Origin of the sequence: Streptomyces tateyamensis, from assembly GCF_003205575.1 — a bacterium.
Classification (GTDB): Bacteria; Actinomycetota; Actinomycetes; order Streptomycetales; family Streptomycetaceae; genus Kitasatospora; species Kitasatospora tateyamensis.
In genome coordinates this window covers 23445-48463 of the sequence record NZ_PYBW01000021.1, presented here as the reverse complement: position 1 = coordinate 48463, position 25019 = coordinate 23445, and the positions used below count along the sequence as shown (strand labels likewise).

Annotated in this window: 28 protein-coding genes; 20 read left to right on the top strand and 8 right to left on the bottom strand. The window is 72.6% G+C overall.

The window, feature by feature from the left end; all coding sequences use genetic code 11:
- Positions 1 to 130: 130 nt before the first annotated feature.
- Both dxs and C7C46_RS06235 read left to right on the top strand, forming a co-directional pair.
- Entirely contained in the window at positions 131 to 2053 is a 1923-nt protein-coding gene (gene dxs / locus C7C46_RS06240) for a 1-deoxy-D-xylulose-5-phosphate synthase (protein WP_110666564.1), read from the top strand.
- Between the two features lie 16 nt (positions 2054 to 2069).
- Positions 2070 to 3443, top strand: a complete 1374-nt coding sequence (locus tag C7C46_RS06235) for an aspartate aminotransferase family protein (RefSeq protein WP_110666562.1) — start codon at positions 2070 to 2072, stop codon at positions 3441 to 3443.
- 22 nt (positions 3444 to 3465) lie between these two features.
- On the opposite strand, the gene C7C46_RS06230 is transcribed toward C7C46_RS06235, so the two are convergent.
- On the bottom strand, positions 3466 to 3741 hold the full coding sequence (locus tag C7C46_RS06230) for a DUF6343 family protein (RefSeq protein ID WP_110666582.1): 276 nt from the start codon (positions 3739 to 3741) through the stop codon (positions 3466 to 3468).
- Positions 3742 to 3844: 103 nt separating this feature from the next.
- Between C7C46_RS06230 and C7C46_RS06225 the strand changes: the two genes are divergently transcribed.
- Both C7C46_RS06225 and C7C46_RS06220 read left to right on the top strand, forming a co-directional pair.
- Positions 3845 to 4093, top strand: a complete 249-nt coding sequence (locus tag C7C46_RS06225; RefSeq protein ID WP_110666560.1) for a hypothetical protein — start codon at positions 3845 to 3847, stop codon at positions 4091 to 4093.
- Between the two features lie 81 nt (positions 4094 to 4174).
- Positions 4175 to 4381 carry a hypothetical protein gene (locus tag C7C46_RS06220; RefSeq protein ID WP_110666558.1) on the top strand — a complete coding sequence of 69 codons (207 nt, stop codon included), beginning with the start codon at positions 4175 to 4177 and terminating at the stop codon, positions 4379 to 4381.
- Between the two features lie 12 nt (positions 4382 to 4393).
- Here C7C46_RS06220 and C7C46_RS06215 read toward each other — a convergent pair whose 3' ends face one another.
- Together C7C46_RS06215 and C7C46_RS06210 are read right to left on the bottom strand one after the other, a co-directional pair.
- A complete protein-coding gene (locus tag C7C46_RS06215) occupies positions 4394 to 5233 on the bottom strand; it encodes an SAM-dependent methyltransferase (RefSeq protein ID WP_110666556.1) in 840 nt (279 codons plus the stop codon).
- Between the two features lie 256 nt (positions 5234 to 5489).
- On the bottom strand, positions 5490 to 6257 hold the full coding sequence (locus C7C46_RS06210) for an SDR family oxidoreductase (protein WP_110666554.1): 768 nt from the start codon (positions 6255 to 6257) through the stop codon (positions 5490 to 5492).
- A 412-nt stretch (positions 6258 to 6669) separates the two neighbouring features.
- Here C7C46_RS06210 and C7C46_RS36275 point away from each other — a divergent pair, with 412 nt between their 5' ends.
- Positions 6670 to 7506 (top strand): MarR family winged helix-turn-helix transcriptional regulator, encoded by an 837-nt coding sequence (locus C7C46_RS36275; RefSeq protein WP_245984233.1) that lies wholly within the window; start codon positions 6670 to 6672, stop codon positions 7504 to 7506.
- Positions 7507 to 7621: 115 nt separating this feature from the next.
- Here C7C46_RS36275 and C7C46_RS06195 read toward each other — a convergent pair whose 3' ends face one another.
- Positions 7622 to 8476 (bottom strand): aldo/keto reductase, encoded by an 855-nt coding sequence (locus C7C46_RS06195; protein WP_110666552.1) that lies wholly within the window; start codon positions 8474 to 8476, stop codon positions 7622 to 7624.
- 185 nt (positions 8477 to 8661) lie between these two features.
- Here C7C46_RS06195 and C7C46_RS06190 point away from each other — a divergent pair, with 185 nt between their 5' ends.
- The 5 genes from C7C46_RS06190 to C7C46_RS06170 are packed head-to-tail and all read left to right on the top strand — an operon-like array spanning position 8662 to position 12162.
- On the top strand, positions 8662 to 8916 hold the full coding sequence (locus C7C46_RS06190) for a LapA family protein (protein ID WP_110666550.1): 255 nt from the start codon (positions 8662 to 8664) through the stop codon (positions 8914 to 8916).
- A gap of 49 nt (positions 8917 to 8965) precedes the next feature.
- Positions 8966 to 9718 (top strand): amino acid ABC transporter ATP-binding protein, encoded by a 753-nt coding sequence (locus C7C46_RS06185; protein WP_110666548.1) that lies wholly within the window; start codon positions 8966 to 8968, stop codon positions 9716 to 9718.
- Positions 9719 to 9728: 10 nt separating this feature from the next.
- Positions 9729 to 10625, top strand: a complete 897-nt coding sequence (locus tag C7C46_RS06180) for a glutamate ABC transporter substrate-binding protein (RefSeq protein ID WP_110666546.1) — start codon at positions 9729 to 9731, stop codon at positions 10623 to 10625.
- 11 nt (positions 10626 to 10636) lie between these two features.
- Positions 10637 to 11281, top strand: a complete 645-nt coding sequence (locus C7C46_RS06175; RefSeq protein ID WP_110666544.1) for an amino acid ABC transporter permease — start codon at positions 10637 to 10639, stop codon at positions 11279 to 11281.
- The gene (locus C7C46_RS06170) at positions 11278 to 12162 is read left to right on the top strand and encodes an amino acid ABC transporter permease (protein ID WP_110666542.1); all 885 of its coding nucleotides are present in this window, start codon (positions 11278 to 11280) and stop codon (positions 12160 to 12162) included. The genes C7C46_RS06175 and C7C46_RS06170 overlap by 4 nt, the downstream gene beginning before the upstream one ends.
- 85 nt (positions 12163 to 12247) lie before the next feature.
- Here C7C46_RS06170 and C7C46_RS37225 read toward each other — a convergent pair whose 3' ends face one another.
- Positions 12248 to 14167 (bottom strand): hypothetical protein, encoded by a 1920-nt coding sequence (locus C7C46_RS37225; protein WP_181442218.1) that lies wholly within the window; start codon positions 14165 to 14167, stop codon positions 12248 to 12250.
- A gap of 45 nt (positions 14168 to 14212) precedes the next feature.
- A complete protein-coding gene (locus C7C46_RS06155; protein ID WP_110666536.1) occupies positions 14213 to 15013 on the bottom strand; it encodes a TetR/AcrR family transcriptional regulator in 801 nt (266 codons plus the stop codon).
- A 119-nt stretch (positions 15014 to 15132) separates the two neighbouring features.
- On the opposite strand from C7C46_RS06155, the gene C7C46_RS06150 reads away from it, so the two are divergent.
- Complete coding sequence (locus tag C7C46_RS06150) at positions 15133 to 15864, top strand: molybdopterin-dependent oxidoreductase (RefSeq protein ID WP_110666534.1); 732 nt, start codon at positions 15133 to 15135, stop codon at positions 15862 to 15864.
- Complete coding sequence (locus C7C46_RS06145) at positions 15848 to 16504, top strand: cytochrome b/b6 domain-containing protein (RefSeq protein WP_245984231.1); 657 nt, start codon at positions 15848 to 15850, stop codon at positions 16502 to 16504. Before C7C46_RS06150 ends, C7C46_RS06145 begins: the two co-directional genes overlap by 17 nt.
- Here C7C46_RS06145 and C7C46_RS06140 read toward each other — a convergent pair.
- Positions 16501 to 17007, bottom strand: a complete 507-nt coding sequence (locus C7C46_RS06140) for an NUDIX hydrolase (RefSeq protein ID WP_110666529.1) — start codon at positions 17005 to 17007, stop codon at positions 16501 to 16503. The genes C7C46_RS06145 and C7C46_RS06140 overlap by 4 nt on opposite strands.
- A gap of 62 nt (positions 17008 to 17069) precedes the next feature.
- Here C7C46_RS06140 and C7C46_RS06135 point away from each other — a divergent pair, with 62 nt between their 5' ends.
- The 8 genes from C7C46_RS06135 to C7C46_RS06100 all read left to right on the top strand — a co-directional run bounded on the left by C7C46_RS06135 (position 17070) and on the right by C7C46_RS06100 (position 24215).
- Positions 17070 to 18251, top strand: coding sequence for a serine hydrolase domain-containing protein (locus C7C46_RS06135; RefSeq protein ID WP_110666577.1), 1182 nt, complete (start codon positions 17070 to 17072; stop codon positions 18249 to 18251).
- Between the two features lie 51 nt (positions 18252 to 18302).
- Positions 18303 to 18716 carry a DUF6325 family protein gene (locus C7C46_RS06130; RefSeq protein WP_110666527.1) on the top strand — a complete coding sequence of 138 codons (414 nt, stop codon included), beginning with the start codon at positions 18303 to 18305 and terminating at the stop codon, positions 18714 to 18716.
- Between the two features lie 6 nt (positions 18717 to 18722).
- A complete protein-coding gene (locus C7C46_RS06125; RefSeq protein WP_110666525.1) occupies positions 18723 to 19046 on the top strand; it encodes an SHOCT domain-containing protein in 324 nt (107 codons plus the stop codon).
- Between the two features lie 229 nt (positions 19047 to 19275).
- The gene (locus C7C46_RS06120) at positions 19276 to 20358 is read left to right on the top strand and encodes an aldose epimerase family protein (protein ID WP_245984229.1); all 1083 of its coding nucleotides are present in this window, start codon (positions 19276 to 19278) and stop codon (positions 20356 to 20358) included.
- Positions 20359 to 20429: 71 nt separating this feature from the next.
- The gene (locus C7C46_RS06115) at positions 20430 to 22856 is read left to right on the top strand and encodes a sensor histidine kinase (protein WP_245984227.1); all 2427 of its coding nucleotides are present in this window, start codon (positions 20430 to 20432) and stop codon (positions 22854 to 22856) included.
- Positions 22853 to 23260, top strand: a complete 408-nt coding sequence (locus C7C46_RS06110; protein ID WP_110666523.1) for a roadblock/LC7 domain-containing protein — start codon at positions 22853 to 22855, stop codon at positions 23258 to 23260. Before C7C46_RS06115 ends, C7C46_RS06110 begins: the two co-directional genes overlap by 4 nt.
- 50 nt (positions 23261 to 23310) lie before the next feature.
- A complete protein-coding gene (locus C7C46_RS06105) occupies positions 23311 to 23652 on the top strand; it encodes a DUF742 domain-containing protein (protein ID WP_110666570.1) in 342 nt (113 codons plus the stop codon).
- Positions 23652 to 24215, top strand: a complete 564-nt coding sequence (locus tag C7C46_RS06100) for a GTP-binding protein (RefSeq protein ID WP_110666521.1) — start codon at positions 23652 to 23654, stop codon at positions 24213 to 24215. The genes C7C46_RS06105 and C7C46_RS06100 overlap by 1 nt, the downstream gene beginning before the upstream one ends.
- Positions 24216 to 24256: 41 nt before the next feature.
- Here the strand turns inward: C7C46_RS06100 and C7C46_RS06095 are convergent, their stop codons facing one another.
- On the bottom strand, positions 24257 to 25006 hold the full coding sequence (locus tag C7C46_RS06095; RefSeq protein ID WP_110666519.1) for a G1 family glutamic endopeptidase: 750 nt from the start codon (positions 25004 to 25006) through the stop codon (positions 24257 to 24259).
- Between the last annotated feature and the right edge of the window lie 13 nt (positions 25007 to 25019).

Here is a 25019-nt window from a genome sequence, read left to right as displayed (position 1 = left end):
AGACCCTGATCGAGGAGGCGATGCTGCTCGCCGAGCAGCACCTGGCCGAGGGCGGCCCAGGCGGGGCGCCGGCCGTGGTCACGGCCGGCTGAACCCCCCAACCCGCACCGCCAGACCGAGAGGTGGAGTCATGTCACTGCTGTCCTCCGTCCAGAGCCCGGCCGACCTCAAGCGGCTGCCGGCCAACAGCCTGCCGGAACTCTCCCAGGAGATCCGCGACTTCCTGATCGAGGCGGTCTCGCGCACCGGCGGCCACCTGGGCCCCAACCTCGGGGTGGTGGAGCTGACCATCGCGCTGCACCGGGTCTTCGACTCGCCGCGGGACCGGATCCTGTTCGACACCGGGCACCAGGCCTACGTGCACAAGCTGCTGACCGGTCGGCAGGACTTCAGCCGGCTGCGCGCCAAGGGCGGCCTGTCCGGCTACCCGTCCCGGGCCGAGTCCGAGCACGACGTGATCGAGAACTCGCACGCCTCCACCGTGCTCAGCTACGCCGACGGGATCGCCAAGGCGCACCAGCTCCAGGGCCGCCGGGACCGCCAGACCGTCGCGGTGATCGGCGACGGCGCGCTCACCGGCGGCCTCGCCTGGGAGGCGATGAACAACATCGCCGAGGCCCAGGACCGCCCGCTGGTCATCGTGGTCAACGACAACGAGCGCTCGTACGCCAAGACCATCGGCGGCCTGGCCAACCACCTCAGCACGCTGCGCACCACCCAGGGCTACGAGCGCTTCCTGTCCTGGGGCAAGGAGGCGCTGCAGCGCACCCCGGTGGTCGGCCAGCCGATCTTCGAGGCGCTGCACGGCGCGAAGAAGGGATTCAAGGACTCCTTCGCCCCGCAGGGCATGTTCGAGGACCTCGGGCTGAAGTACCTCGGCCCGATCGACGGGCACGACATCGCCGCCGTGGAGTCCGCGCTGCGCAAGGCGCGCGGCTTCGGCGGCCCGGTGATCGTGCACTGCCTGACCGTCAAGGGCCGCGGCTACCGCCCCGCCGAGCTGGACGAGGCGGACCGGTTCCACGCGGTCGGCGCGATGGACCCGTACACCTGCCTGCCGCTGTCGCCCGGCGGCGGCACCTCGTGGACGTCGGTCTTCGGCGAGGAGATGCTCGCGGTCGGCACCCAGCGGCCGGACGTGGTGGCGATCACCGCGGCGATGCTGCAGCCGGTGGGCCTGGCGCCGTTCGCCAAGGCCTTCCCGCAGCGGATCTTCGACGTGGGCATCGCCGAGCAGCATGCGGTGGCCAGCGCCGCCGGCCTGGCCACGGCGGGGCTGCACCCGGTGGTCGCCGTCTACGCGACCTTCCTCAACCGGGCGTTCGACCAGGTGCTGATGGACGTGGCGCTGCACAGGCTCGGCGTCACCTTCGTGCTGGACCGGGCCGGCGTCACCGGGAACGACGGCGCCTCGCACAACGGCATGTGGGACATGTCGATCCTGCAGGTGGTGCCCGGCCTGCGGCTGGCCGCCCCGCGCGACGCCGAGCAGCTCAAGGCCCAGCTGCGCGAGGCGCTGGAGGTGACCGACGCGCCGACCGTGGTCCGATTCCCCAAGGGCGAGATCGCCCCGGTGCACCCGGCGGTGGAGCACCTCGGCGGGGTGGACGTGCTGCAGCGGACCGGCGTGCCCGGCCGCACCGGCCAGCAGATCCTGCTGGTCTCGGTCGGCACCATGGCCGGCGCCTGCCTGGACGCGGCCGCGCTGCTCACCGCCGACGGCTTCGCCACCACGGTGGTCGACCCGCGCTGGGTCAAGCCGGTCGACCCGGCCCTGGTCAAGCTGGCCGCCGCCCACCAGCTGGTGGTCACGGTCGAGGACAACGGCCGGGCCGGTGGCGTGGGCGCAGCCGTCGCGCAGGCGCTGCGCGACGCCGACGTGGACACCCCGCTGCGCGATCTGGGGCTGCGTCAGGAGTTCCTGGAGCACGCCGGGCGGGGAGAGATCATGGAGGAGGCCGGCCTCACCGGCACCGGCATCGCCGCCCAGGCCGCCGCCTTCGCCAAGCACCTACTGACCGACCGAGGAGTGAACGAGCCCCGTGCCAGCTGACCGACCAGACGGAGCCATGGACCTCGCCGCGCTGCTGGCCGCGCGCGGCGGGGAGCGGTACGAGCTGCATGCCCGTCACCTCAATCCGCAGCTGCCCCGGATGCTGCACACCATCGGCTTCGACAAGACCTACGAGCGGGCCGAAGGCGCGTACTTCTACGACGCCGAGGGCAACGACTACCTGGACATGCTGGCCGGCTTCGGCATCTTCGCGCTGGGCCGCCACCACCCGGTGGTGCGCGATGCCGTCCAGCAGGTGATGGACCTCGACCTGCCGGACCTGACCAGGTTCGACTGCCCCCCGCTGCCGGGCCTGCTGGCCGAGGAGCTGCTGGCGCTGACCCCGGGGATGGACCGGGTGTTCTTCGGCAACAGCGGCACCGAGGCGGTCGAGACGGCGCTGAAGTTCGCCCGGTACGCGACGGGGAAGAAGCGGATCCTCTTCTGCGACCACGCCTTCCACGGCCTGACCACCGGCTCGCTCTCGGTCAACGGCGAGGCCGGCTTCCGCAAGGGCTTCGACCCGCTGCTGCCGGACACCGCGATCGCGCTCGGCGACCTGGCCGCGCTCCAGCGCGAGCTGCGCAAGGGCGACGTGGCGGCGCTGATCGTCGAGCCGATCCAGGGCAAGGGCGTGCACGCTGCCCCGCCCGGCTGGCTGGCCGCCGCCCAGGCGCTGCTGCACGAGCAAAAGGCGCTGCTGATCTGCGACGAGGTGCAGACCGGGATCGGCCGCACCGGCGCGTTCTTCGCCTACCAGGACGAGCCGGGGGTGCAGCCCGACCTGGTCTGCGCGGCCAAGGCGCTGTCCGGCGGCTACGTGCCGATCGGCGCCACCCTGGGCAAGAACTGGATCTTCGAGAAGGTCTACTCCTCGATGGACCGGGTGCTGGTGCACTCGGCCAGCTTCGGGTCCAACGCGCAGGCGATGGCGGCGGGCCTGGCCACCCTGAAGGTGATGAAGGACGAGCGGGTGGTGGAGAACGCCCGGGTGGTGGGCGAGCTGTTCCGCTCCCGGCTGGCCGCGCTGGGGGAGAAGTACGAGATGCTGGCCGAGGTGCGCGGGCGTGGGCTGATGATCGGCATCGAGTTCGGCCGGCCCAAGTCGCTCAAGCTGCGCACCGGCTGGACGGCGCTGCAGGCGGCCCGCAAGGGGCTGTTCGCCCAGATGGTGGTGGTCCCGCTGCTGCAGCGGCACCGGATCCTGACCCAGGTCTCCGGTGACCACCTGGAGGTGATCAAGCTGATCCCGCCGCTGATCATCACCGAGCGCGAGGTGGACCGGTTCGTCGACGCGTTCTGCGACGTGATGGACGACGCGCACCGGGGCAGCGGGCTGATGTGGGACTTCGGCAAGACGCTGGTCAGGCAGGCGGTCGGGAACCGCTGAGGCGTCGAGGACCACTGACGGTTCAGAGCTCGACCCGCCGGCGGCGGATCACGACGTAGAGGTCGACGGCGGCGAAGACGGTCAGCGCGAAGCAGACCGCCGCGAAGCCGATCAGCGTGCTGCGGGCGGGCACGCTGGCCGGCCCCGCCAGCGCGGCGCCGGTGGCGAAGGCCGCGGTGATCAGCGCGAAGAACGGTGTGAAGAGCACCGAGAGCAGGAACCGCAGCTTCAGGTCGCTGCGGGCGAACCGCGGTTCGGTCCCGCTGCGCCAGCGGCGCGGTGTGGTGGCGTTGCGCACCCGGACCACCTCCGTCCGTTACCCGGGTACCCGGACACCTCCAGGTTAATCCGGGTACCCTTCGTGGTCCGGGGCATCCGGGCGAGTGAGCGGAGGAGCGGGCGTGAGTATCGCGGTGTGCACCATCTGCACCGGGACCGGTCGACTGGCCGGCCTGCAGTGCCGGACCTGCAAGGGCACCGGAACGACCGAGCGCGACGGCGGCGGCAACTGCTTCCTGTGTGCGGGCACCGGTACGTACACGCGCTTCCGGGTTTCGGCCGACGGCAGCAAGCACGCGTACCGCGAGGAACCCTGCCGGACCTGCGACGGCACCGGGTCGATCGCCACCAGTCACCCCGTGGACGCTTGATCGTCCATCAGGTCGCTCTTTGCTGATGTACGGTCAAAACGCTACCGTGGAGCCACTCTTCGTACCCGATGCGAGGTCTCCATGGCTGCTACCGTCACCTACTCCAGGTACTGCGCGTCCTGCGGGACGTCGGTGTCCGAGGGGCCGCAGGGCGGCTACGTCTGCGGGGCCTGCTTCCACGTGGTGGAGCCGCTCGGCGCGGACGAGGCGCGCAAGCGGCGGCGCGCCGAGCGGGCCGCCATGGCCGCGGAGGCGGCCCGGCTGCGGGCGCTGACGGAGCAGTACTGACGGCCCGCCGCCTCAGGGCTTGCGGGCGACCACCGCGTAGCCCGGCGCCCAGACCTCGGCCTGCTCGGCCGACTCCGGTCGCCACCGGGAGAGCGCCACCAGACCCGGCTCGACCTCCTCCAGGCCCGCCGTGAACCGGGCCACCTGCTCGCGGGTGCGCGGACTGACCTGGGCGGCGGCCTTCTTGTAGATCTGCTTGCCCGCCTCGGCGGTGGCCGGCGGGTCGAAGTCGCCGGTGGCGTGCGACAGGATCAGGTAGCTGCCGGAGGGCAGTGCCTCGAGCAGGGTGGCGACCAGGCCGTACGGGTCCAGTTCCTCGTCGACGAAGTGCAGCACCGCGACCAGCATCAGGGCCACCGGCCGGTCGAAGTCGAGCACCTCGTGGACCCGGGGGTCGGCCAGGATCGCGGCGGGCTCGCGCAGGTCGGCCTGGATCACCGCGGTGGCGCCGTGGCCGGCCCCGGCCATCAGGGCCCGGGCGTGCGCCAGCACGATCGGGTCGTTGTCCACGTATACCACGCCGGCCTTGGGGTTCACCTGCTGGGCCACCTCGTGGGTGTTGCCCGCGGTGGGGATGCCGGTGCCGATGTCCAGGAACTGGTCGATGCCCTGGCCGGCGACGAAGCGCACGGCCCGCTGCAGGAAGGCCCGGTTGGCCTTGGCCGCGCCGGGGGTCCGCGGGGCGACGGCGATCATCTGCTCGGCGGCGGCCCGGTCGGCGGGGAAGTTGTCCTTGCCGCCCAGGAAGTAGTTGTAGATCCGGGCCGGGTGCGGCATCTCGGGGCGCAGATCGGTGGCCGGCCGCTCCTCCTCGGTCCAGTCGGTGGCCATCCAGCTGACGTCGTTCTCCATGAGTCCCGCCCTCGTCCCGGTTGCCTGGGTCCTGACAGCAGCATAGACAGCGCACGATCATCCGGGCGACGGAGTGTCAATTGTTCGACCGGAAAACCCTGGTGGCGTGAGGGGTGAGTGGGAGCGGACGGAGTGCGCCCCCGCCTCCCGGGGCGCGCCGGGGCGCGAGCTGGTCATCCGGTCCGACGACCGGATGAATACGCAACGTCCCTGGCCACCGGGGCGACGGGTGACCAGGGACGCTACGCAGGAATGACTAGTCGAGCGGGCCGCCGGCGACGTAAATCACCTGACCGCTGACGAAACCGGCGCCCTTGCTGGTGAGGAAGGAGATGGTGTGGGCGATGTCCTCGGGCACGCCGACCCGGTTGACCGGGATCTGCGAGGCGGCCGCCTGCTTGAACGCCTCGAACTCCATGCCCACCCGGGCCGCGGTGGCGGCGGTCATGTCGGTGGCGATGAAGCCCGGGGCCACCGCGTTGGCGGTGATGCCGAACTTGCCCAGCTCGATCGCCAGGGTCTTGGTGAAGCCCTGCAGGCCCGCCTTGGCGGCGGAGTAGTTGGCCTGGCCGCGGTTGCCCTGGGCCGAGGAGGAGGAGAGGTTCACGATCCGGCCGAAGCCGGCGTCCACCATGTGCTTCTGGCAGGCCCGGGTCATCAGGAAGGCACCGCGCAGGTGCACGTTCAGCACGGTGTCCCAGTCCGCCGCGGACATCTTGAACAGCAGGTTGTCGCGCAGCACGCCGGCGTTGTTGACCAGCACCACCGGGGCGCCGAGCTCGGCGGCGATCCGCGCCACGGCCGCCTCGACCTGGGCCTCGTCGGATACGTCCGCGCCGACGGCCAGGGCCCGCCCGCCGTTCGCGATGATCTTCTCCACGGTCTCCCGGCCGGCCGACTCCTCGAGGTCGACCACGGCGACCGCGTACCCGTCGGCGGCCAGCCGCAGTGCGGTGGCGGCGCCGATGCCGCGCGCGGCACCGGTGACGACGGCGACCTGCTGGCTGCTGCTCTGCTCGGTCATGCGAAGCACTCGTCTCTACTCGGTTCAGGGGTGGAGTCACCCTACCGGCGAGTAGTTAACGGAGCCAGAGTGCCGCTTCGGTAAAAGGTCAAGTCGATATCGCGGGACGAACTACCACAAGTACACCGAACATCCGTCTACTGTCCGCCCCTGCCTGCCGCATCAGGGGCTCCGTTTGTATAGTGTGCGCCAGCAGCCGTCGGCTGCACGGCGGAGCTCCCCTCGATTCGGGTCGACATCACTGCGGTTGGTGCCGGTCCCGCCCGGGGGAGGCCAGCACGCCGCTACTGCCCCGCCCGGGTGTCCCACAGCACGCCGGGTGTGACATCAGGACGGATTCATGGTGCTGGGGGAGATCCCGACGACCCGTGTGCCCGGACGGCTTCAGCAGTCGCCCGGACACCTCATCCGCGTGACCCAGCAGGTACACACCAGGCTGTGGTCCGAGCATGTCGGAGCCGAACTGACGGCTCCTCAGTTCGCGGTCCTGCTCGCGCTCGCTCTCGAACCGGGCGCCGACCAGCGCACCGTCGGTGAGCGTGCGTCGCTGGACAAGGCGACGATGGCCGAGATGGTCGCTCGGCTGGTGCGGCGCGGGCTGGTGCTGCGCCGCCGCGATCCGGCGGACGGCCGGCGCAAGCTGCTCGCGCTCTCGCAGAACGGCGCCCAAGCCGTGCGCGAGGCCACCGGCGGAGTGGTCAGGGTGCAGCGCACCCTGTTCGAACCGCTCAGCTCCGACGAGCAGCTCGAGCTCGTCCGGGTGCTGGCCAAGATAGCCAGGCTCGAGCCGGCCGCAGTGGCCGCGCTGACCGACACCCGGCCGCTGCTGGACGCGCAGCGAGCGGTCGGCTACCTGATCCGGGTCGGCCAGCAGGTGCACACCAAGCTCTGGTCGGAGCACGTCGGCTCCGAGCTGACTGCACCTCAGTTCGCCGTGCTGGACGCCCTGGAGACCGAACCGGGGGCGGACCAGCGCACGGTCGGCGAGCTGGCCTCGCTGGACAAGGCGACGATGGCCGAGATGGTCTCCCGACTGGTCCGACGCGGCCTGGTGCTGCGCCGGCGGGACCCCTCGGACGGCCGGCGCAACCTGCTCTCGCTCTCGCCCACCGGTCAGGAGCTGTTGCACAGCGCCGCCGCCGGGGTGGCGCAGGTGGAGCGGCTGCTGCTGGAGCCGCTGGAGCCCGCTGAGCAGCAGCGGGTACTGGTACTGCTGGGCAAGGCGGCCCGGCTCGCGCCGGAGGCGTAACGATTCGCCTCCGGGATCCTGGGCAGCCGGGAATCCGGTGAAAGCAAAACCCCCGTGGGCGTTCCCGAACTGGGACGCCCACGGGGTTTTTCACTGACCCGTGGTCAGTTCATGCTCAGTTCCAGTCGAAACCGGCCGGGTCCGGTCCGATCCGCCGACCGGTGGCCACGGAGTCGACCGCGGCCATGTCCTCCGCGTCCAGCTCGAAGCCGGCCACCTCGAAGTTCTCCTTGATCCGGGCCGGGGTCACCGACTTCGGGATGGTGATCACGCCGCTCTGCAGGTGCCAGCGGAGCACCACCTGGGCCGCGGTGCGGCCGTGCTTGGCGGCGACCTTGGTCAGCGCCGGCTCGGCCAGCAGCTCCCCGCCCTGGCCCAGCGGGCTCCACGCCTCGGTGGCGATGCCGTGCTCCGCGTGGAAGGCGCGCAGCTCGCGCTGCGGGAAGTACGGGTGCAGCTCGACCTGGTTGACCGCGGGGACCAGCGAGGTGGTCTCGAACAGCGCCGTCAGCTCGGCCTGGCCGAAGTTGGAGACGCCGACCGCCTTGGCCCGACCGCCGGCCGCCAGCTCCTCGAAGGCCTGCCAGATGTTGCCGTAGCTGCCGTGCATCGGCCGCGGCCAGTGGATCAGGTACAGGTCGACGTAGTCGGTGCCCAGGCGCTCGAGCGAAGCGTCGAACTCGCGCAGCACCGCGTCCCGGCCGGCCTGGCCGGACCAGTCCTTGGTGCCGCTGTTCCACAGCTTGGTGGTGAGGAACAGCTCCTCGCGCGGCACGCCCGCCTCGCGGACGCCCTGGCCGGTGCCCGCCTCGTTCTCGTAGATGGCGGCGGTGTCGATGCTGCGGTAGCCGGCCTCGATGGCAGTGCGGACGGCGGCGGCCGCCGCCTCGTCCGGGACCTGCCAGACGCCGAAGCCGAGCTGCGGCATGGCCAGACCGTTGTTCAGGGTGATGGTGGGGATGCTGCTCACGAGAGGGAAGTGCCCTTCGGGTCGTCCAGTGGTGCCGCAGAGAGAACCCCTGGCCGGCTGTCGGTGTTCCCGGGCGGGTCGAACCAGTTTCCGATCACTCGTGTGGGGGACGCGGGGTACTCCGTAAGGGGCAGCTGACGGTGGATCGGCCCGGCTTCGGGCGACCCGGCGAGCACACTGCCCCTGTGACCAAGAACCCGGGCAGTTCGTTCTCCGGAAAACAGAAGCGAAGTGAGATCGCCGGCATCCCGACCAACGTCGTGGTGGGCGTGGTGGGCGCCGGGCTCGCGCTCTGGTTCCTGTTCGCCAACCTCGACAAGGTGAAGATCCAGTTCTGGGTGTTCACGGTGACGGCCCCGCTGTGGATCGCGCTGCTCACCACGCTGCTGATCGGCGCGGTGCTCGGCTACGTCGTCAAGGGCCGCCGGGACATGCGCTGACCCGGCCGGGGAGCCGGGCAACCGATTTCGACCAGGGGAGGGACGGCGCGTGACCACTGCGCCCTTCACCCCGCTGATCCAGCTCAGCGGGGTCAACAAGCACTACGGTGCGCTCCATGTGCTCCAGGACATCGATCTGACGGTGGGCCGGGGCGAGGTGGTGGTGGTGATCGGCCCCTCCGGCTCGGGCAAGTCGACGCTCTGCCGCGCCATCAACCGGCTGGAGTCGATCGAGAGCGGCACCATCACCATCGACGGGCAGCCGCTGCCCGCGGAGGGCCGCGGGCTGGCCCGGCTGCGGGCCGAGGTCGGGATGGTCTTCCAGTCCTTCAACCTGTTCGCCCACAAGACCGTGCTGCAGAACGTGACGCTGGCCCAGGTCAAGGTCCGCGGCCGCAGTCGGGCCGAGGCCGAGGCCAAGGGCCGGTCGCTGCTGGAGCGGGTCGGCCTGGTGGAGCACGCTGACAAGTACCCGGCCCAGCTCTCCGGCGGACAGCAGCAGCGGGTGGCCATCGCCCGGGCGCTGGCGATGGAGCCGAAGGCGCTGCTGTTCGACGAGCCGACCTCGGCCCTGGACCCGGAGATGATCACCGAGGTGCTGGACGTGATGCGCGGCCTGGCCGCGGACGGGATGACCATGGTGGTGGTCACCCACGAGATGGGCTTCGCGCGCTCCGCCGCCAACCGGGTGGTCTTCATGGCCGACGGGCGGATCGTCGAGGACCGGGCCCCGGAGGAGTTCTTCGCCAACCCGCGCAGCGAGCGGGCCAAGGACTTCCTCTCCAAGATCCTGCACCACTGAGGGGGCCGGAGTGCGACGCTTCGTCACCTGTTCGGCCCTGCTCCTGCTGCTCGCCGCGCCGCTGGGCTGCGGCAAGCCCGGCACCCCGCCGGCCAAGGGCCCGCAGCCGTCCAGCCTGCCCAGCTACCAGGTCGCCACCGCCCCGGCGGTGACCGGCTCACCCACCGTGGACGCCGCCCGCGGCCGCGGCCACCTGGTGATCGGCGCCAAGGAGGACCAGCCCTACCTGGGCCAGAAGGACCCGGCCAGCGGGGTCTACTCCGGCTTCGACATCGAGATCGCCAAGATGGTCGCCGCCGACCTGGGCTTCGGGCCCGACCGGATCGAGTTCAAGACGATCGCCTCGGCCAACCGGGAGACTGCGCTGCAGAACGGCCAGGTCGACTACTACGTCGGCACCTACACCATCAACGACAACCGCAAGAAGCTGGTCGGCTTCGCCGGCCCCTACTTCGTGGCCGGCCAGGGCCTGCTGGTGCGCAAGCACGAGAGCGGCATCACCGGCCCGCAGGACCTGGCCGGCAAGAAGGTCTGCTCGGCCGCCGGCTCCACCCCCTACCAGCGGATCCAGCAGCAGTACCCCAAGGCCAAGCTGGTCGGCTACGACACCTACTCGGCCTGCGTCGACAACCTGATCACCGGTCAGGTGGACACGGTGACCACCGACAACGCCATCCTGCAGGGCTACGCGGCCAAGGTGCCGGACGAGCTGCGGATCGCCGGGCAGCCGTTCTCCACCGAGCCCTACGGGATCGGCACCCCCAAGTCGGACACCGCGCTGCGCGGCGCGATCGACGACGCGCTGGCCCGCCACGAGCAGAACGGCGACTGGAAGAAGGCCTACGACGCCACCCTGGGCCTGTCCGGCGTGCCGGCGCCCACCCCGCCCGCGATCCAGCGGTACTGAGGAGCGGCCCGATGCACGTCCTGACCGCCAACTGGCACACCTACTGGGAAGGCTTCGTCGGCACCATCGAGCTCACCGCGGTCAGCTCGGCGCTGGCGCTGCTGCTCGGGGTGCTGATCGCCGGCTTCCGGGTCTCCCCGGTGCCGGGGCTGCGCGCCTTCGGCACCGTCTGGGTCACGCTGCTGCGCAACACCCCGCTGACCCTGCTCTTCTTCATCGTGGTGCTGGGCCTGCCCAGGTTCGGCATCTCGCTGCCCTTCTTCACCTTCGCGGTGCTGGCGCTGAGCTGCTACACCTCGGCCTTCATCTGCGAGGCGCTGCGTTCGGGCATCAACACGGTGCCGCTGGGCCAGGGCGAGGCGGCCCGCAGCCTCGGCATGACCTTCGGCCAGACCCTGTCGCTGGTGGTGCTGCCGCAGGCCGCCCGCTCGGTGATCGGGCCGATCGGCAGCCTGCTGATCGCGCTGGCCAAGAACTCGGCGATCGCCGGCTCGTTCAGCGTCACCGAACTGCTCGGCAGCTACCGGACCATCAACGAGCTGGGCTACAGCATCATCTGGACCTTCGTCTGGATCGCGGTCGGCTACCTGGTCATCACCCTGGCCATCAGCGCCGTCTTCAACCTGCTGGAACGACGACTGGCGGTGGCCCGATGACGGCGGCGGCACCGAGCGCCAGCGCGCTCTACGACATCCCCGGCCCCAAGGCCCGCTCCCGGCACCGGCTGTACGGGGTGCTGGCGCTGCTCGCGATCGCCGGACTGCTCGCCTGGATCGGCTACGAGCTGGTCAGCACCGGGCAGTTCAGCTACGCCAAGTGGAACCCGTTCCAGTACGTCGGGATCCAGGAGCTGCTCTGGCACGGGCTGCTCAACACGCTCAAGGCCTTCGGGCTGACGGTGCTCTTCGCGCTGCCCTTCGGCGCGCTGTTCGCGGCCGGGCGGCTGTCCGAGCACCGGGTGGTGCGCTGGCTGTCCACCCTGGTGGTGGAGTTCTTCCGGGCCATGCCGCTGCTGGTGATGATCTTCTTCATCTTCGTGGCGATGAAGGTGCAGCCGCTCTGGGCCCTGGTCGCCGGGCTGACCCTGTACAACGGCTCGGTGCTGGCCGAGGTGTTCCGGGCCGGGGTGCGGGCGGTGCCGCGCGGGCAGCAGGAGGCGGCGTTCGCGCTCGGGATGCGCAAGACCCAGGTGATGGCCTCGGTGCTGGTCCCGCAGGCCAACCGGGCGATGCTGCCGAGCATCATCAGCCAGCTGGTGGTGGCGTTGAAGGACACCTCGCTCGGCTTCCTGATCACCTACGAGGAGTTCCTGCACGCGGGCAAGCTGATCGCCACCAACCTGGACTACGACCTGCCGTTCATCCCGGTGGTCATGGTGATCGCACCGGTCTACATCGGCATGTGTCTGCTGCTCTCCTGGCTGGCCCACTGGGTCGAGCGGCGCGGCCGGCGCAGCCCGCGGGTGCGGGGCGGAGCGCCGATGGCCACGGCCGGGCCGGGGATGGGGCTGCCGCCGGAGGTGCGGGGGCAGGATTAGTGGCTGGGCGCGCGCTGACGGGGTGGCGGGAGCGGGGCCCCAGGGGTAGGCCGGGTCACCGGCACCCCGCCAGCGTTCGCGCTCCCTAGGAGAACGGGTCGGGCTTGGGCGGGGCTGAAGCCGCGCTGGAGGCCGGGCTGTCCGCCGACCGGGCGGGTTGCTCGGGTTGTGGGGCGAAGGGGTCGAAGTCGTCGGGCGGGATCAGGACGGGGGTGCCCTTGGCGGCCGGGGCTTGGGCCGGCTCCTCGGGTTGTGGGGCGAAGGGGTCGAAGTCGTCGGGCGGGATCAGCACCGGGGTGCCCTTGGCGGCCGGGGCCTGGGCCGGCTCCTCGGGTTGTGGGGCGAAGGGGTCGAAGTCGTCCGGCGGCACCAGCACCGGGGTCCCCTTGCCGGGTCCGGGCGGCGCCGCGGCCGCCGGGGCGCTCGCCGGGCGGGGCGGGGCCGCGGCGCCGGCCGGGGTCTGGCGGGTGACGGTGCCGAACGGGTCCTGGGGCTGATTGGCCATCACCGTGCCGAACGGGTCCAACGGCACGGGCTTGGGCACGGGCGCGGGTACGGCTTCGGGCGCGGGCGGCTCCGGGGCGGCGGCCCGGACGGGCTGGCCAGGCGGTTCCGGCAGCTTGGCGAAGGGGTCGAGGTCGTCCGGCGGCACCAGCACCGGGGTCTCCTCGACTCCCTCCGGGGCCGGGTCCGGGTCCGGCGCCGGTGTCACCGCGGGCGCGGCCGACGGCGCGGGGACCACCGGGGGAGCCGGCGGCCGCGGCGGCACCGGGGGTGCCGCCGCGGGCTGGACAGGCACCAGCTGGGGCACCGGCGGCAGCTGAGCCGCCGTCAGCTGCCGCTCCGTCAGCTGGGCCGGCTCCCCGTCCCAACCCGTCTCCACACTGCGCAGCAGGTCCGCGAAGAGCTGGGCGTACCGCTCCCAGTCCTCGCCCTGTGCCGTTCCCAGCTGCACCGAGAGCAGCGAGCCGCCGTCCGGCAGCGGCAGGAAGGCCTGCATCACCGAGCAGACCAGCCAGTGCCGCACCCCGTCCCCGGTCAGCGCGGCCGGCACCGCACCGGTGCGGCTCTGCACCAGCACCACGGCCGGCCCGGCCGGCAGGATCACCGTCCACACCTCGGCGTGCGGGCGCGAGGTGGCCAGCTCCGCGGCCAACTCGGCCACCGGGGTGGCGTCCCGGTGCACCGCCACGACCAGCGAGGCGCTGCTCGGGCGGCCGTCCAGCTCCACCGCCGCCAGGCCGGCGTACCGGACCCCGGCCGCCGCGCCCGGGTCGGCCAGCGTCGCGGTCAGCACCGCCCAGTCCCGGCGGGCCGGCAGCCCCTCGGCCGCGAACAGCTCCTCGGCCACCTCGGCCAGCTGCTCGGCCAAGGCCCGGCCCGAGCCGCGCACGGTGAGCGCGTGGAAGGCGGCCGGCAGCGCGAGCCGGACCTCGACCCCGTGGCCGGTGGGCAGCTCCTCCGGCGTCAGGGTGTGCCTGCCACCGGCGAGCTCGGCCAGCGGCGCGGCGAACGGCGGGCGCAGCCGGGCGTCCGAGGGCTGGGCGGCCACCGGCAGCTGGAAGTCGGCGGCCCGCAGCGGCCCGGCCGAACCGGTCACCCCGCTCACCGGGCCGTCGCCGTAGCGGGCCAGCAGCTCGGCGACCGCCTCGGCCGCGCGGTGCGGGGCGGGCGGCGCGGTGCTGCAGGAGAGCACGGTGCCGAAACCGGGGATGGCCAGCCGGCCCGGGCCGGAGAGGGCGAGCCAGCGGTCGAACAGCCGGGTGCGGGCCGGGCCGGTGGTCAGCGCGCGGGCCGGGTAGCGGGTGGCCCGGGGACCGAGCAGGGCCGCGGCCAGCGAGTCGATGGTGGCGCCGATCGCCTCGGCACCCGCCGTGGTCGCCGCCGCCCGGGCGCTCTCCGCACCGCCCGCGGGGGCGCCGGTCGTGGTCTCCGCCGTGTCCGCGGCCGCCGTGCTCGCGGCCGTCGTGCCGGGCGCTGCGCCCGGGTACCCGTCCTGCGTCATGTTCCGCGGCCCCCGCTCCTGATCGCGTGCGTGTGGTTTTTTGTATCAGAGCGCCGGCGGCGCCGGATCGGCTCCGTCGGCGCCGGCCCCGACGACCAGCTCGGTCAGCGCCTGCGCCAGCGCCGGGACGGCGAGCAGGCCGGCCAGGTCCTGGACCAGGTCCGAGGTGGGCGAGCCCGGGCGCTCGGCGCCCAGGTAGCCGGCCAGGGCCGCGGCCAGCTCGGGTTCGCGGGCGGCGGTGACCACCAGGGCGGCCACGAAGTCCTGCACCAGGCGGCGGCGGACCAGCTCGCGCGGCTCGCGCTGCCCGTCGGCGAGCCAAGCGAGCGAGGTGATCTCGGCCTTGGCGATCCAGGCGCGGATGGTCAGCCGCAGCTGGGGGCTGGGGTCGGGCAGCGCCAGGTGCACCAGGATCTGGTCGTGGGCGGCCTGGCGCACCTCGTCGATCACCGCGTTGGTCCCGGGACTGGCCGCCACCGAGCCACCGCGCAGCAGCGCGGCGAACCCGGGCCCGTGGCCGGCCACGTAGGCCAGGTAACGGTCCATCACCCGGTCCAGCCGGTCGGACAGGGCGCCGACCGCGGGCTCCTCGAACCGGCCGGCCAGCTCCACGGCGGCCCGGCGCAGCGACTCCTCGTAGATCGCCTGCTTGCCGGGGAAGTAGTGGTAGACCAGCGGCCGCGAGGCACCGGCGGCGGCGGCGATGTCGTCGATCGACACCTCCTCCGGCGGCCGGGCGCTGAACAGCTCCAGGGCGACGGCGATCAGCTGCTCGCGCCGCTCGTCCACGCTCAGCCGTCGGCGCGACGGGGTCCGGGCAGCGGCAGCGGGCGTTCGGGGGGCCATGCGGCCCACCCTATCGACCTGCCCGGGGCGGTGGCGGCGGGCGGAGCGGGCGCCCCGGTGGTGACGAAAGTCTGACGGCGGGCCCGCAGTCCTGTCGGCGCCGTCCCCGCGGGACGACAATGGGGAACGTGAACGACGATGCGGCACAGCGCGGCACCCCGGTGGGCCGACGGGTGATGCTGGGGGTGATCGGCCTGGGCGCCGCCGGGGTGGCGGCCGGGCCGGTGCTCTCGCGGGCGCTGGACTCGGTGCTCTCCGGGGTGGCCCGGAAGGACCCGACCGGCCTGACCGACCTGCTGCCCAACTCCGGCGGCTTCCGCTACTACTCGGTGACCGGCCCGGTCGAGGCCAGGAGCGCAACCGACTACCGCCTGACCGTGGACGGCCTGGTGGACCACCCGGCCAGCTACACGCTCGCCGACCTGGAGGCGCTGCCGCAGACCCGGATCGTGCACGACGTGCAGTGCGTGACCGGCTGGCGGGTGTCGGCCACCCCGTTCCAGGGGGTCAAGCTCGCCGACCTGCTGGCCGCTGCCGGGATCCAGCGCGGTGCCGCCGCGGTCCGGTTCAGCTGCTTCGACGGCAGCTACAGCGAGAGCCTGACCCTGGACCAGGCCCGCCGGGACGACGTGCTGGTCGCCCTGCGGATGCAGGACCGCCCGGTCACCCACGACCACGGCGGACCGGTGCGGCTGTACGTGGCGCCGATGTACTTCTACAAGTCGGCCAAGTGGCTCTCCGGGATCACCGTCACCCCGACCGTGCAGAAGGGCTACTGGGAGCACTACGGCTATGACACCGACGCCTGGGTCGGCCGCTCGAACGGACGTGACGATGCCCCGACCAGCTGACCCGACCGCTGCCGACGGCCGGCTGCCCCGGTTCTCCCGGGCCGAGCGCTGGGTGCACCGCTGCACGGCCGCGCTGATGCTCACTTGCCTGGCCACCGCCGCCTGCCTGTACCTGCCGCAGCTGGCCGAGCTGGTGGGTCGGCGCCGACTGGTCGTGGTGGTGCACGAGTGGGCGGGCCTGGCGCTGCCGGTGCCGCTGCTGCTGGGCCTCGGCTCGCGGGCGCTGCGCCGGGACCTCGGGCGGCTGAACCGGTTCCAGTCGTACGACCGGCAGTGGCTGCGCGCGGTGCTGCGCCGCGCCGACTTCCGTCCGGCCGGGAAGTTCAACGCCGGGCAGAAGCTGTACGCGGGTTGGATCGCCGGCGCGGCGGTGGTGATGCTGGGCACGGGGCTGCTGATGTGGTTCACCCACCTCGCGCCGCTGACCTGGCGGACCGGGGCGACCTTCGTGCACGACTGGCTGGCACTGGCGGTCGGCGTGGTGGTGCTGGGGCACCTCTATATGGCGTTCAACGACCCGGAGGCCCGCCGCAGCATGCGCACCGGCCGGGCCGACCCGCTCTGGGCCACCCGCGAGCACCCGCACTGGGACCCCGCCGAGGACGAGGACGGGGACGGGGACCGGGACACGGTCCGCTAGCGGGCGGCCAGGTAGCGGTGCCAGGCGGCGAGGCCGTCGGGGACGAAGGGCCACTCGGTGAGCCGGGCCGCGATCTGGTCCTCCGTCAGCCAGTCGTGCCAGTCGATCTCGGACTGCTGCGGTGCGACCGGTCCGGTCCAGCGGGCCTGGTGCACGTCGCAGAACCAGGCGCTGCCGTCCTCGTGCCGGTAGAGGAAGCGGAACAGCGGCTCGGTGCTGATCCCGGCCACCCCCAGCTCCTCCTCGGCCTCGCGCACCGCCGCCTCGGCGTAGCTCTCGCCGGTGCCGAGCACCCCGCCCACGAACACGTCGTAAGTGCCCGGCGCGAAGGACTTGGCGGCCGCCCGCCGGTGCACGAAGATCCGCTGCTGCGCGTCCCGGACCAGCACCATCGCGCAGCGGTGGGTCAGCTTGCGCCGGTACACCTCGCCGCGCGGCGCGGTGCCCACCACCCGGTCCTGCTCGTCGACCACGTCCAGCACTTCGTCCTCGGGCTCGATCATGGGCTCAGACTAGAGTGCGAGCGGCAAGCGGGCGGCGAAAGGCAGAGGTCAGCGTGGACGGCGTGCAGATCCAGGGGAGTGCGGCCGAGGGCTTCGAGCCGGTCCGGGAGGCGTTCGCCGCCAACTTCCGGGAGTACGGCGAACTCGGCGCGGCCTTCGCGCTCTACCACCGCGGCCGCAAGGTGGTGGACCTGTGGGCCGGTGACGCCCGTCCGGAGGTGGGCGGCCGGCCGGCGCCCGCGGTGGCCTGGCAGGCCGACTCCACCCAGGTGCTGCGCTCGGTCACCAAAGGGGCGACGGCCGCCGCCGCCCTGCTGCTGGCCCAGCGCGGCGAGCTGGACCTGGACGCCCCGGTGGCGCAGTACTGGCCGGAGTTCAAGGCGGCCGGCAAGGAGCGGATCCCGGTGCGTTGGCTGCTCTCGCACCGGGCCGGGCTGCCCGCGCTGGACCGCCAACTGCGGGTGGGCGAGGTGCTGGCCTGGGAGCCGGCGGTGGCGGCGGTGGCCGCCCAGCGCCCGTTCTGGGAGCCGGGCACCGCGCACGGCTACCACCCGTACACCTACGGCTGGCTGGTCGGCGAGGTGGTCCGGCGGGTGAGCGGGCGCACCGTGGGCCGCTACTTCGCCGAGGAGATCGCCGAGCCGCTCGGCCTGGACCTGTGGATCGGCCTGCCGGCCCGGGTCGCCGCCCGGGTGGGCCGGCTGGTCGACCTGCCCCGCCCGGCCGATCCGGACGGCGGCCTGCGGCTGCGGCCCCGGCGCGGCGTGGTGGAGGCCTACCAGGATCCGCAGTCGCTGACCGCCCGCTCGTTCGCCGCGGTCAGCCCCAAGCTGGATCTGAACGACCCGGTCGTGCAGGCCGCCGAGATCCCCGGTGCCAACGGGATCGGCACCGCCCGCGCGGTGGCCCGGTTCTACGCGGCGCTGATCGGCGCCACCGAGCAGGGCACCGCGCTGTTCGACCGCTTCACGCTGGCCGAGGCGATGGGGCCGGCCAGCGACGGGCCGGACCGGGTGCTGGTCGTCAACTCCCGTTTCGGGCACGGCTACTTCCGGCACGGGCCGACCTCGCCGATGAGCTCCCCGGCGGCCTTCGGGCACCCGGGGCGCGGCGGTGCACTGGGGTTCGCCGATCCGGAGCTGGGCCTGGCCTTCGGCTACGTCACCTGCGGCATGCAACCGGGGGTGACCGGCGACATCCGGTCGCGCAGGCTCATCGCGGCGGTCCGTTCCTGCCTGGAATGAGTGTGCTTAGATCCCGAAAGGGGTCGTTCGACGCACCGAAAGGAGTCCTGCATGGGGCCGGCCGAACTGCTCGTTCTGACCTTCCCGCAGGAGACCATCACGGCCGAGGCCGCCCAGGCGCTGGTCAAGCTGCGCACCGCGGGCGACATCCGGGTGATCGACTCCCTGGTGGTCACCCACGCCGCCTCCGGCGAGGTGACCTACGGCGAACTCGCGGACTTCGAGCACCTGCGGGACATCGTCGGCGACGGCCCCGAGGAACTGCAGCTGATCGGGCCGGAGGACGCGCAGGAGACGGCCGAGCTGCTGGAGCCCGGCACGGTGGCCGTGCTGGTGCTGATCGAGCACCTGTGGGCCCAGGAGGCGGCCCAGGCGCTGCGCGCGGTCGGCGGACGGATCGCCACCGGAGTGCGGATCCCGCCGGAGCACATCGAAGAGGCCGTGCGCGCCGCGGCCGGGAGGTGAGGGGCAGTGTTCCGTCCGATGCGGCCGATCCGGCCGGTCAGGGTGGTGCGCCCGGTGGGTGCCCCGCTGGTGCGCGGCCTGGTGGTCGGCGGTGCGGCCTACGCGGCGGGGCGTGGCGCGGCCCGTTCGGCAGCCGACGAGCAGGCGCAGGACCAGGCGATCGCCGACCTCCGGGCCCAGCAGCAGGCCCGGCCCGTACCGCCGGCCGCCGCCGCGTCGCCGGGCGTCGCCGACATGGCCGACCAGCTGACCCGCCTCGGCACGATGGTCCAACAGGGCCTGCTCACCCCCGGGGAGTTCCAGCAGGCCAAGGCCAAGCTGCTCGGCTGACCTCTCGTCAGGGGGAACCTGGGCGAAGCATGTCCCTCGCGGCCCGGTCGGCGCTAGCCTCGGTGGAGACTACGCAGTTCCGAGCCGGAGGGGACCGAGGGTGACTGAGCAGGGGAGTGCTGGTCAACCAGCCGCGCCGGGCGTTGGCGGCGGCGCTCGAGCGGCCGGGCGAGCGGCCCGGCACCCCCTAGGCTCGGCATGTCACCGGGCCCCAGTGAAGGAGCGGTAGTTGACGACCCATGAGCTGCGACCTGTACAGGTCTCGCACGCCCCGCTGCAGCACGGCGGGGCCGGGGCGGCGATCGAGCGGTGGACGGTGCGGGGCGGGCCGATCGAGGTCTCGGTGCTGACCCTCGGCGCCACCCTGCACACCGCGCTGGTGCCGGACCGCACCGGAGCCGTGGCCCAGGTGCTGCTGGCCAGTGACGAACTGGGCCAGATCCTCGGCCCGGCCCGGCACTTCGGTGCCACCGTGGGCCGCTACGCGAACCGGATCGCCGACAGCCGGATCACCCTGGACGGCCACGAGCACCGGCTCACCCCGACCGGGCACGGGGTCACCCTGCACGGCGGCCCGGACGGGTTCGCCGACCGGCTGTGGGCGGCCGAGGAGGTGGCCGACGGGGAGCGGGCCGGGGTCCGGCTGCATCTGCACAGTCCGGACGGCGACCAGGGCTTCCCGGGCGCGCTGGACGTCTGGGTCAGCTACCTGCTCGACCCGGCCGGCGAACTGTCCATCGAGTACCGGGCGGTGACGACCCGTCCGACCGTGATCAACCTCACTAATCATGCCTACGTCAACCTGGCCGGCGAGGGCAGCGGCGACGTGCTGGACCACCTGCTGACCCTGGAAGCGGACGCCTACACCCCGGTCGACGAGCGCCAGGTCCCCTACGGTCCGTACGAGTCGGTGGCCGGCACCCCGTTCGACTTCACCACCGCCCGGCCGATCGGCGGTCAGCTCGCGCAGGACCACCCGCAGTTGAAGGCGGCCGGCGGCTTCGACCACAACTTCGTACTCCGAGCAAGGCCGCAGGACGGGGTCGCGGCCCGGGCGGCGCTGCTCACCGACCCGGTCTCCGGGCGGACCCTGGAGGTGCTCACCACCGAGCCGGGGCTGCAGGTCTACACCGCCAACACCTTCGCGGGCACGGTGCGCGGCGCGGCCGGGGTCCCTTACGGACCGTATGCGGGGATCGCACTGGAGACCCAGCACCACCCCGACTCCCCGCACCACCCCGAGTACCCGAGCACCGAGCTCCGGCCGGACGAGGAGTTCCGCAGTAGGACCGTGCTGCGTTTTTCCTGGTGACCCCGGTCTGTTGCTTGGTGGTCACGCGGTATGACTAGTATCACTCCGTCAAAGGTCGTACCACAGACGGCGTGTCGCCCCCGGCTGCCGTCCCTCACGAGGAGACTGCCCTGCGCACGCGTAGAGCCTCCAGGCTGGGCACCACCAAGGCGCGTCGGCCGCGTCTGACCCTGCGGACCGCACTGCTGGTCCTGGCGATCGTCCCCAGCGTGGCCCTGGCCGCGCTCTGGGGCGTCACCACGACGCAGACGTTCTCGGACTACCAACGCCAGGCGGCGCAGACCCTGTTGGCGGAGAAGGCCGGACAGCCGTCCACCGCCGTCTTCTTCAACCTCCAGGAGGAGCGCCGGCTCTCCGCCACGGAGCTGGCCAAGCCCGGCAGCTCCACCGACGCCCTGGCGCAGCAGCGCAAGCTGACCGACGACTCGGTCCGCACCTTCCTGCGGGAGTCCGCGGTCTCCGCCGACAACGCGCCCGCCGAGGTCATGACGGCCGTCGGCAAGGCCCGCCAGGTGCTGAACGAGCTGCCGCAGAAGCGCGCTGCCGTGGACCAGGCCAAGGTCGACCAGGAGTCGATCTTCACGTACTACTCCGGCCTGATCGAGGTCGACCTCAACCTGTTCACCGCACTGAGCCACGTGGACAACCCGGAGGTCAACTACCTCTCGCGCAGCCAGGTGGCGATGTTCTGGGCCGACGAGGCGATCTCGCGCGAGGACGCGATGTTCGCCCGCGGCTGGCCCTCCGGCAAGATGTCGCCGGTCGACCTGGCCACCGTCCGCGGTGAGGTCAGCGTCCAGGGCTTCACCTACCTCGAGGAGATCCAGCCCTACCTGCTCCCGCAGGAGGCGGACGCCCAGAAGGTGCCCGGCAGTGCCGGCTGGAAGAACAAGACCGCGATCGAGGCCGACCTGATGCGCCCGGCCCTGCCGGACGCCTCGGGCCTGGTGCCGCTACCGTCGCTGCAGGACAAGTTCCGGCCCGCGATCCAGGATGTCAAGCAGCAGTTCGACACCATGGCCCGGACCCGCACCGACCGCGTGGTGGCCACCGGCGAGGACGCGATCCAGTCGCTGCTGACCAAGCTGCTGGTGACCAGCGCCGTCGGCCTGGCCGCGGTGGTCGTGGTCATCTTCACCAGCTGGCGGCTGACCCGCTCGCTGCGCCGCCGGATCGTGGAGCTGCACAACCGGGCCGGTGAGCTGGAGCGCACCCTTCCCGAGGTCGTCGACAAGCTGGCGGCCGGCGAGCAAGTGCCTTTGGCGGCCGAGGAGATCAGCAGCGACTACGCCCGTCCGGACGGCGACGAGCTGACCCGCCTCGGCACGGCGCTCACCCTGGCCCGGGCCAGCGCGGTCGGCGCCGCCGTGCGCCAGGCCGAGCAGCACCGCGGCTTCGAGAAGCTGCTGCAGCGCATCGCGCGCCGCACCCAGCTACTCATCGGCCTCCAGCTCAAGACGCTGGACGAGATGGAGCGCAAGCACGAGGACCCCGAGGTGCTGGAGGGGCTGTTCGACCTCGACCACCTCACCGCCCGCCTGCGCCGCTACGAGGAGAACCTGGTGATCCTCGCCGGCGGCCAGCCGCAGCGCCGCTGGCGCCGCCCGGTGCCGCTGCTGGACGTGCTGCGTGCTGCCCAGGGCGAGGTGCAGGACTACCGGCGGATCCTGCTGGACGTCGAGGGCTCCCCGTGGCTCAACGAGCGCGCGGTCGGCCCGGTGGTGCACGTGCTCGCCGAGCTGATGGAGAACGCGGCCGCCTTCTCCAAGCCGCCCACCCCGGTGGAGGTGCGCGCGGCGGTGGTCGGCCGAGGCCTGGCGGTGGAGATCGAGGACCGCGGCCTGGGCATGGAGGCCGCCCAGTACGACGCCGCCAACGAGCTGATGCGCCGTCCGCCCCGGCTGGACGTGCTGGCCCAGGCCGACGACGTCCGGCTCGGTCTCTACGTGGTCGCCCGGCTGGCCGCCGCACTGGACCTGAAGGTGGAGTTCCGCCCGTCCTCGTTCGGCGGCACCCGCGCGGTGGTGCTGATCCCGGGCGAGCTGGTCACCGGCGCCCCGGCGGCCCCCGAGCCGGTGGCCGCCGTGCTGATCGGCGACGCCGACCCGCTGCCGGCCCGCACCCGGGGCCGTGCGCTGGCCGACCTGCCCGAGCCGCTCATGGAGGTACCGGTGCCGCACCAGCCGCCACCACCGGTCGAGGCCGACACCCTGCGCCCGTCCTGGGCCCGCCACGGCGAGCCGCTGGAGCACGGCGCCGCCGATGCCGACTTCGAACCCCCACTTCCGCAGCGGGTGCGCCAGGCCAGCCTGGCGGCGGAGCTGCGCACCCCGGAACCCGAGGCACCGTCGGCCCCCAGCGGCGCGAACCCGGTGCGCACCCGCTCCGGCGCCACCATCGGCGCCTTCCAGCGCCGCTCCCGGGCGGCCCGTACCGGCGAGTTCGGTGACGAGAGCGCCGAGTCCACCCACATCCCGACGACCGAGGACCAGTCATGACGCGCACCACCGCCACCCATCAGGACCTGGACTGGCTGCTGGACGGACTTGTCGGGTCGGTGGCCGGGACCAGACACGCGGTCCTGCTCTCCGACGACGGCCTGGTGGTCAGCCACTCGCGCAACATCGACCGGGCGGACGCCGAACGGCTGGCCGCGGTGGCGACCGGCCAGCAGAGCCTGGCCCGCGGGGTCGGCACGCTGTTCCACGGCGGCCCGGTGCACCAGGTGATCGTCGAGCTGGCCGAACTGTGGCTGTTCGTCACCGCGGCCGGCCAGGGCACCCACCTGGCGGTGATCGCCTCCCAGGAGGTGGACGCCGAGATGATGTCGCTGGCCATGCACACCCTGGTCCAGCAGGTGGGCCAGAAACTGGGTACCGAGATCCGGAGCGTCGTCGGGTGAGCGAGCACTGGAGCGAACGGGCGGCCCAGGAGGACGACGGCGCGGAGAGCATGGTCCGCCCGTACACCATCACCCGCGGCCGCACCGCACCGGAGCGCGACGACCTGACCCTGATCACGGTGCTGACCACCGCTCAGGACGCGGCCGAGACCGGGCGGCGGCTGCAGCCCGAGCACCGGCTGATCCTGCAGCGCTGCCGGCGCCCGGCCGCGGTCGCGGAGCTCGCGGCCGACCTGGACCTGCCGGTCTCGGTGACCAAGATCCTGCTGGGCGACCTGATCGCCCAGGGGTTGCTGCTGGCCCGGGCCCCGCTGTCGGTGGCCAGGGCCAGCGGCGGCGGCCCCGACCTCGCCCTGCTGGCCGCTGTACGTGACGGACTGCGGAGACTTTGATGACGAATGACCAGACTGCCCCGGCGGCCGTCAAGATCCTGATCGCCGGCGGCTTCGGGGTGGGCAAGACCACCCTGGTCGCCTCGGTCAGCGAGGTCGCCCCGCTGCGCACCGAGGAGTACCTGACCCGGGCCAGTGTCGGGGTGGACTTCCTGGACGGGGTGGACGCCAAGGACACCACCACGGTGGCCCTGGACTTCGGCCGGATCACCATCAGCCCCGAGCTGGTGGTCTACCTGTTCGGCACCCCGGGCCAGGAGCGGTTCTGGTTCATGTGGAACGACCTGGTCAACGGGGTGCTGGGCGGGGTGGTCATCGCGGACACCCGGCGGCTGGACACCAGCTTCGCCTCGATCGACTTCTTCGAGAGCCGCGGGGTGCCGTTCGTGGTGGCGATCAACTGCTTCGACGGCATGAACACCCGCTCGGCCGCCGAGATCCGGGCCGCGCTCGACCTCGACCAGCAGGTGCCCCTGCTGATCGGCGACGTGCGAACCCGCGGCTTCGGGCGGGACGTGCTGCTCGCCCTGGTCGACCACCTGATGACCCCGGCGCTGGCCTGAGCCGCGCCGGGGCCGGTCAACTGTGACGGAGCGTCACCCGCTCAGCTGTGGTGCCAGTCGGCCGAGAAATCGGTCCCGGCGCTGAGCGGGGTGACGCTGACCAGGGTGGTGCCCTTCTGCGCCATGGTGATCGCCTCCGGGGCGAAGGAGCCCAGCGGCTTCTCGTCGGCGGTGGCGCCGGTGAAGTGCACCGTGCCGAAGTCGGTCAGCGGCAGCGGGCCTGCCATGGTGGACGGCGCCTCGGCCACCACCTCGGCCGAGGCCAGCCGGGCGTTGCGCAGGGTGCGGTGCACGGTGTGCGTCCAGCCCTTGGTGGTGTCGCTGAGCACCAGGGTGAAGGAGCCCCGGCTGCCGGCCGTCACCGAGGCGGTGAACCGGTCGCCGGCGTCGACCGGGTCGGCGTAGTTGACCGGGTAGGCGGGGTACATCTCGTACCAGGAGTAGTACTTCGGCTGTCCGCCCGAACAGTCCGCCTCGCTGCCGGTCTGCTCGACCGAGTCGCTGCCGTCGCCGTCCAGACCGACCCAGAAGCTGGACCAGGTGTCCTGCCCGGTGCAGGTGGCGGTGGGCTGGACCCAGCTGGCCGAGACGCTGGTGAACCGGGAGCCGGTGGCGGCGTAGCCGGACCAGTTGGTGCTGGTGCCGTTGGCCAGGTCGGGGTGCGGGCCGCTGCTGTGCGGCCGGGTGCGGATCAGCGGAGCGTTCGCGGGGCCGGGGGCGGCGAGGGCGGGGGCGGCGCAGGCCAGGACGCCCGTGAGGGCGGTGGCCAGTGCCAGGGACCGGCGGATCATGGGGGACTCCCTG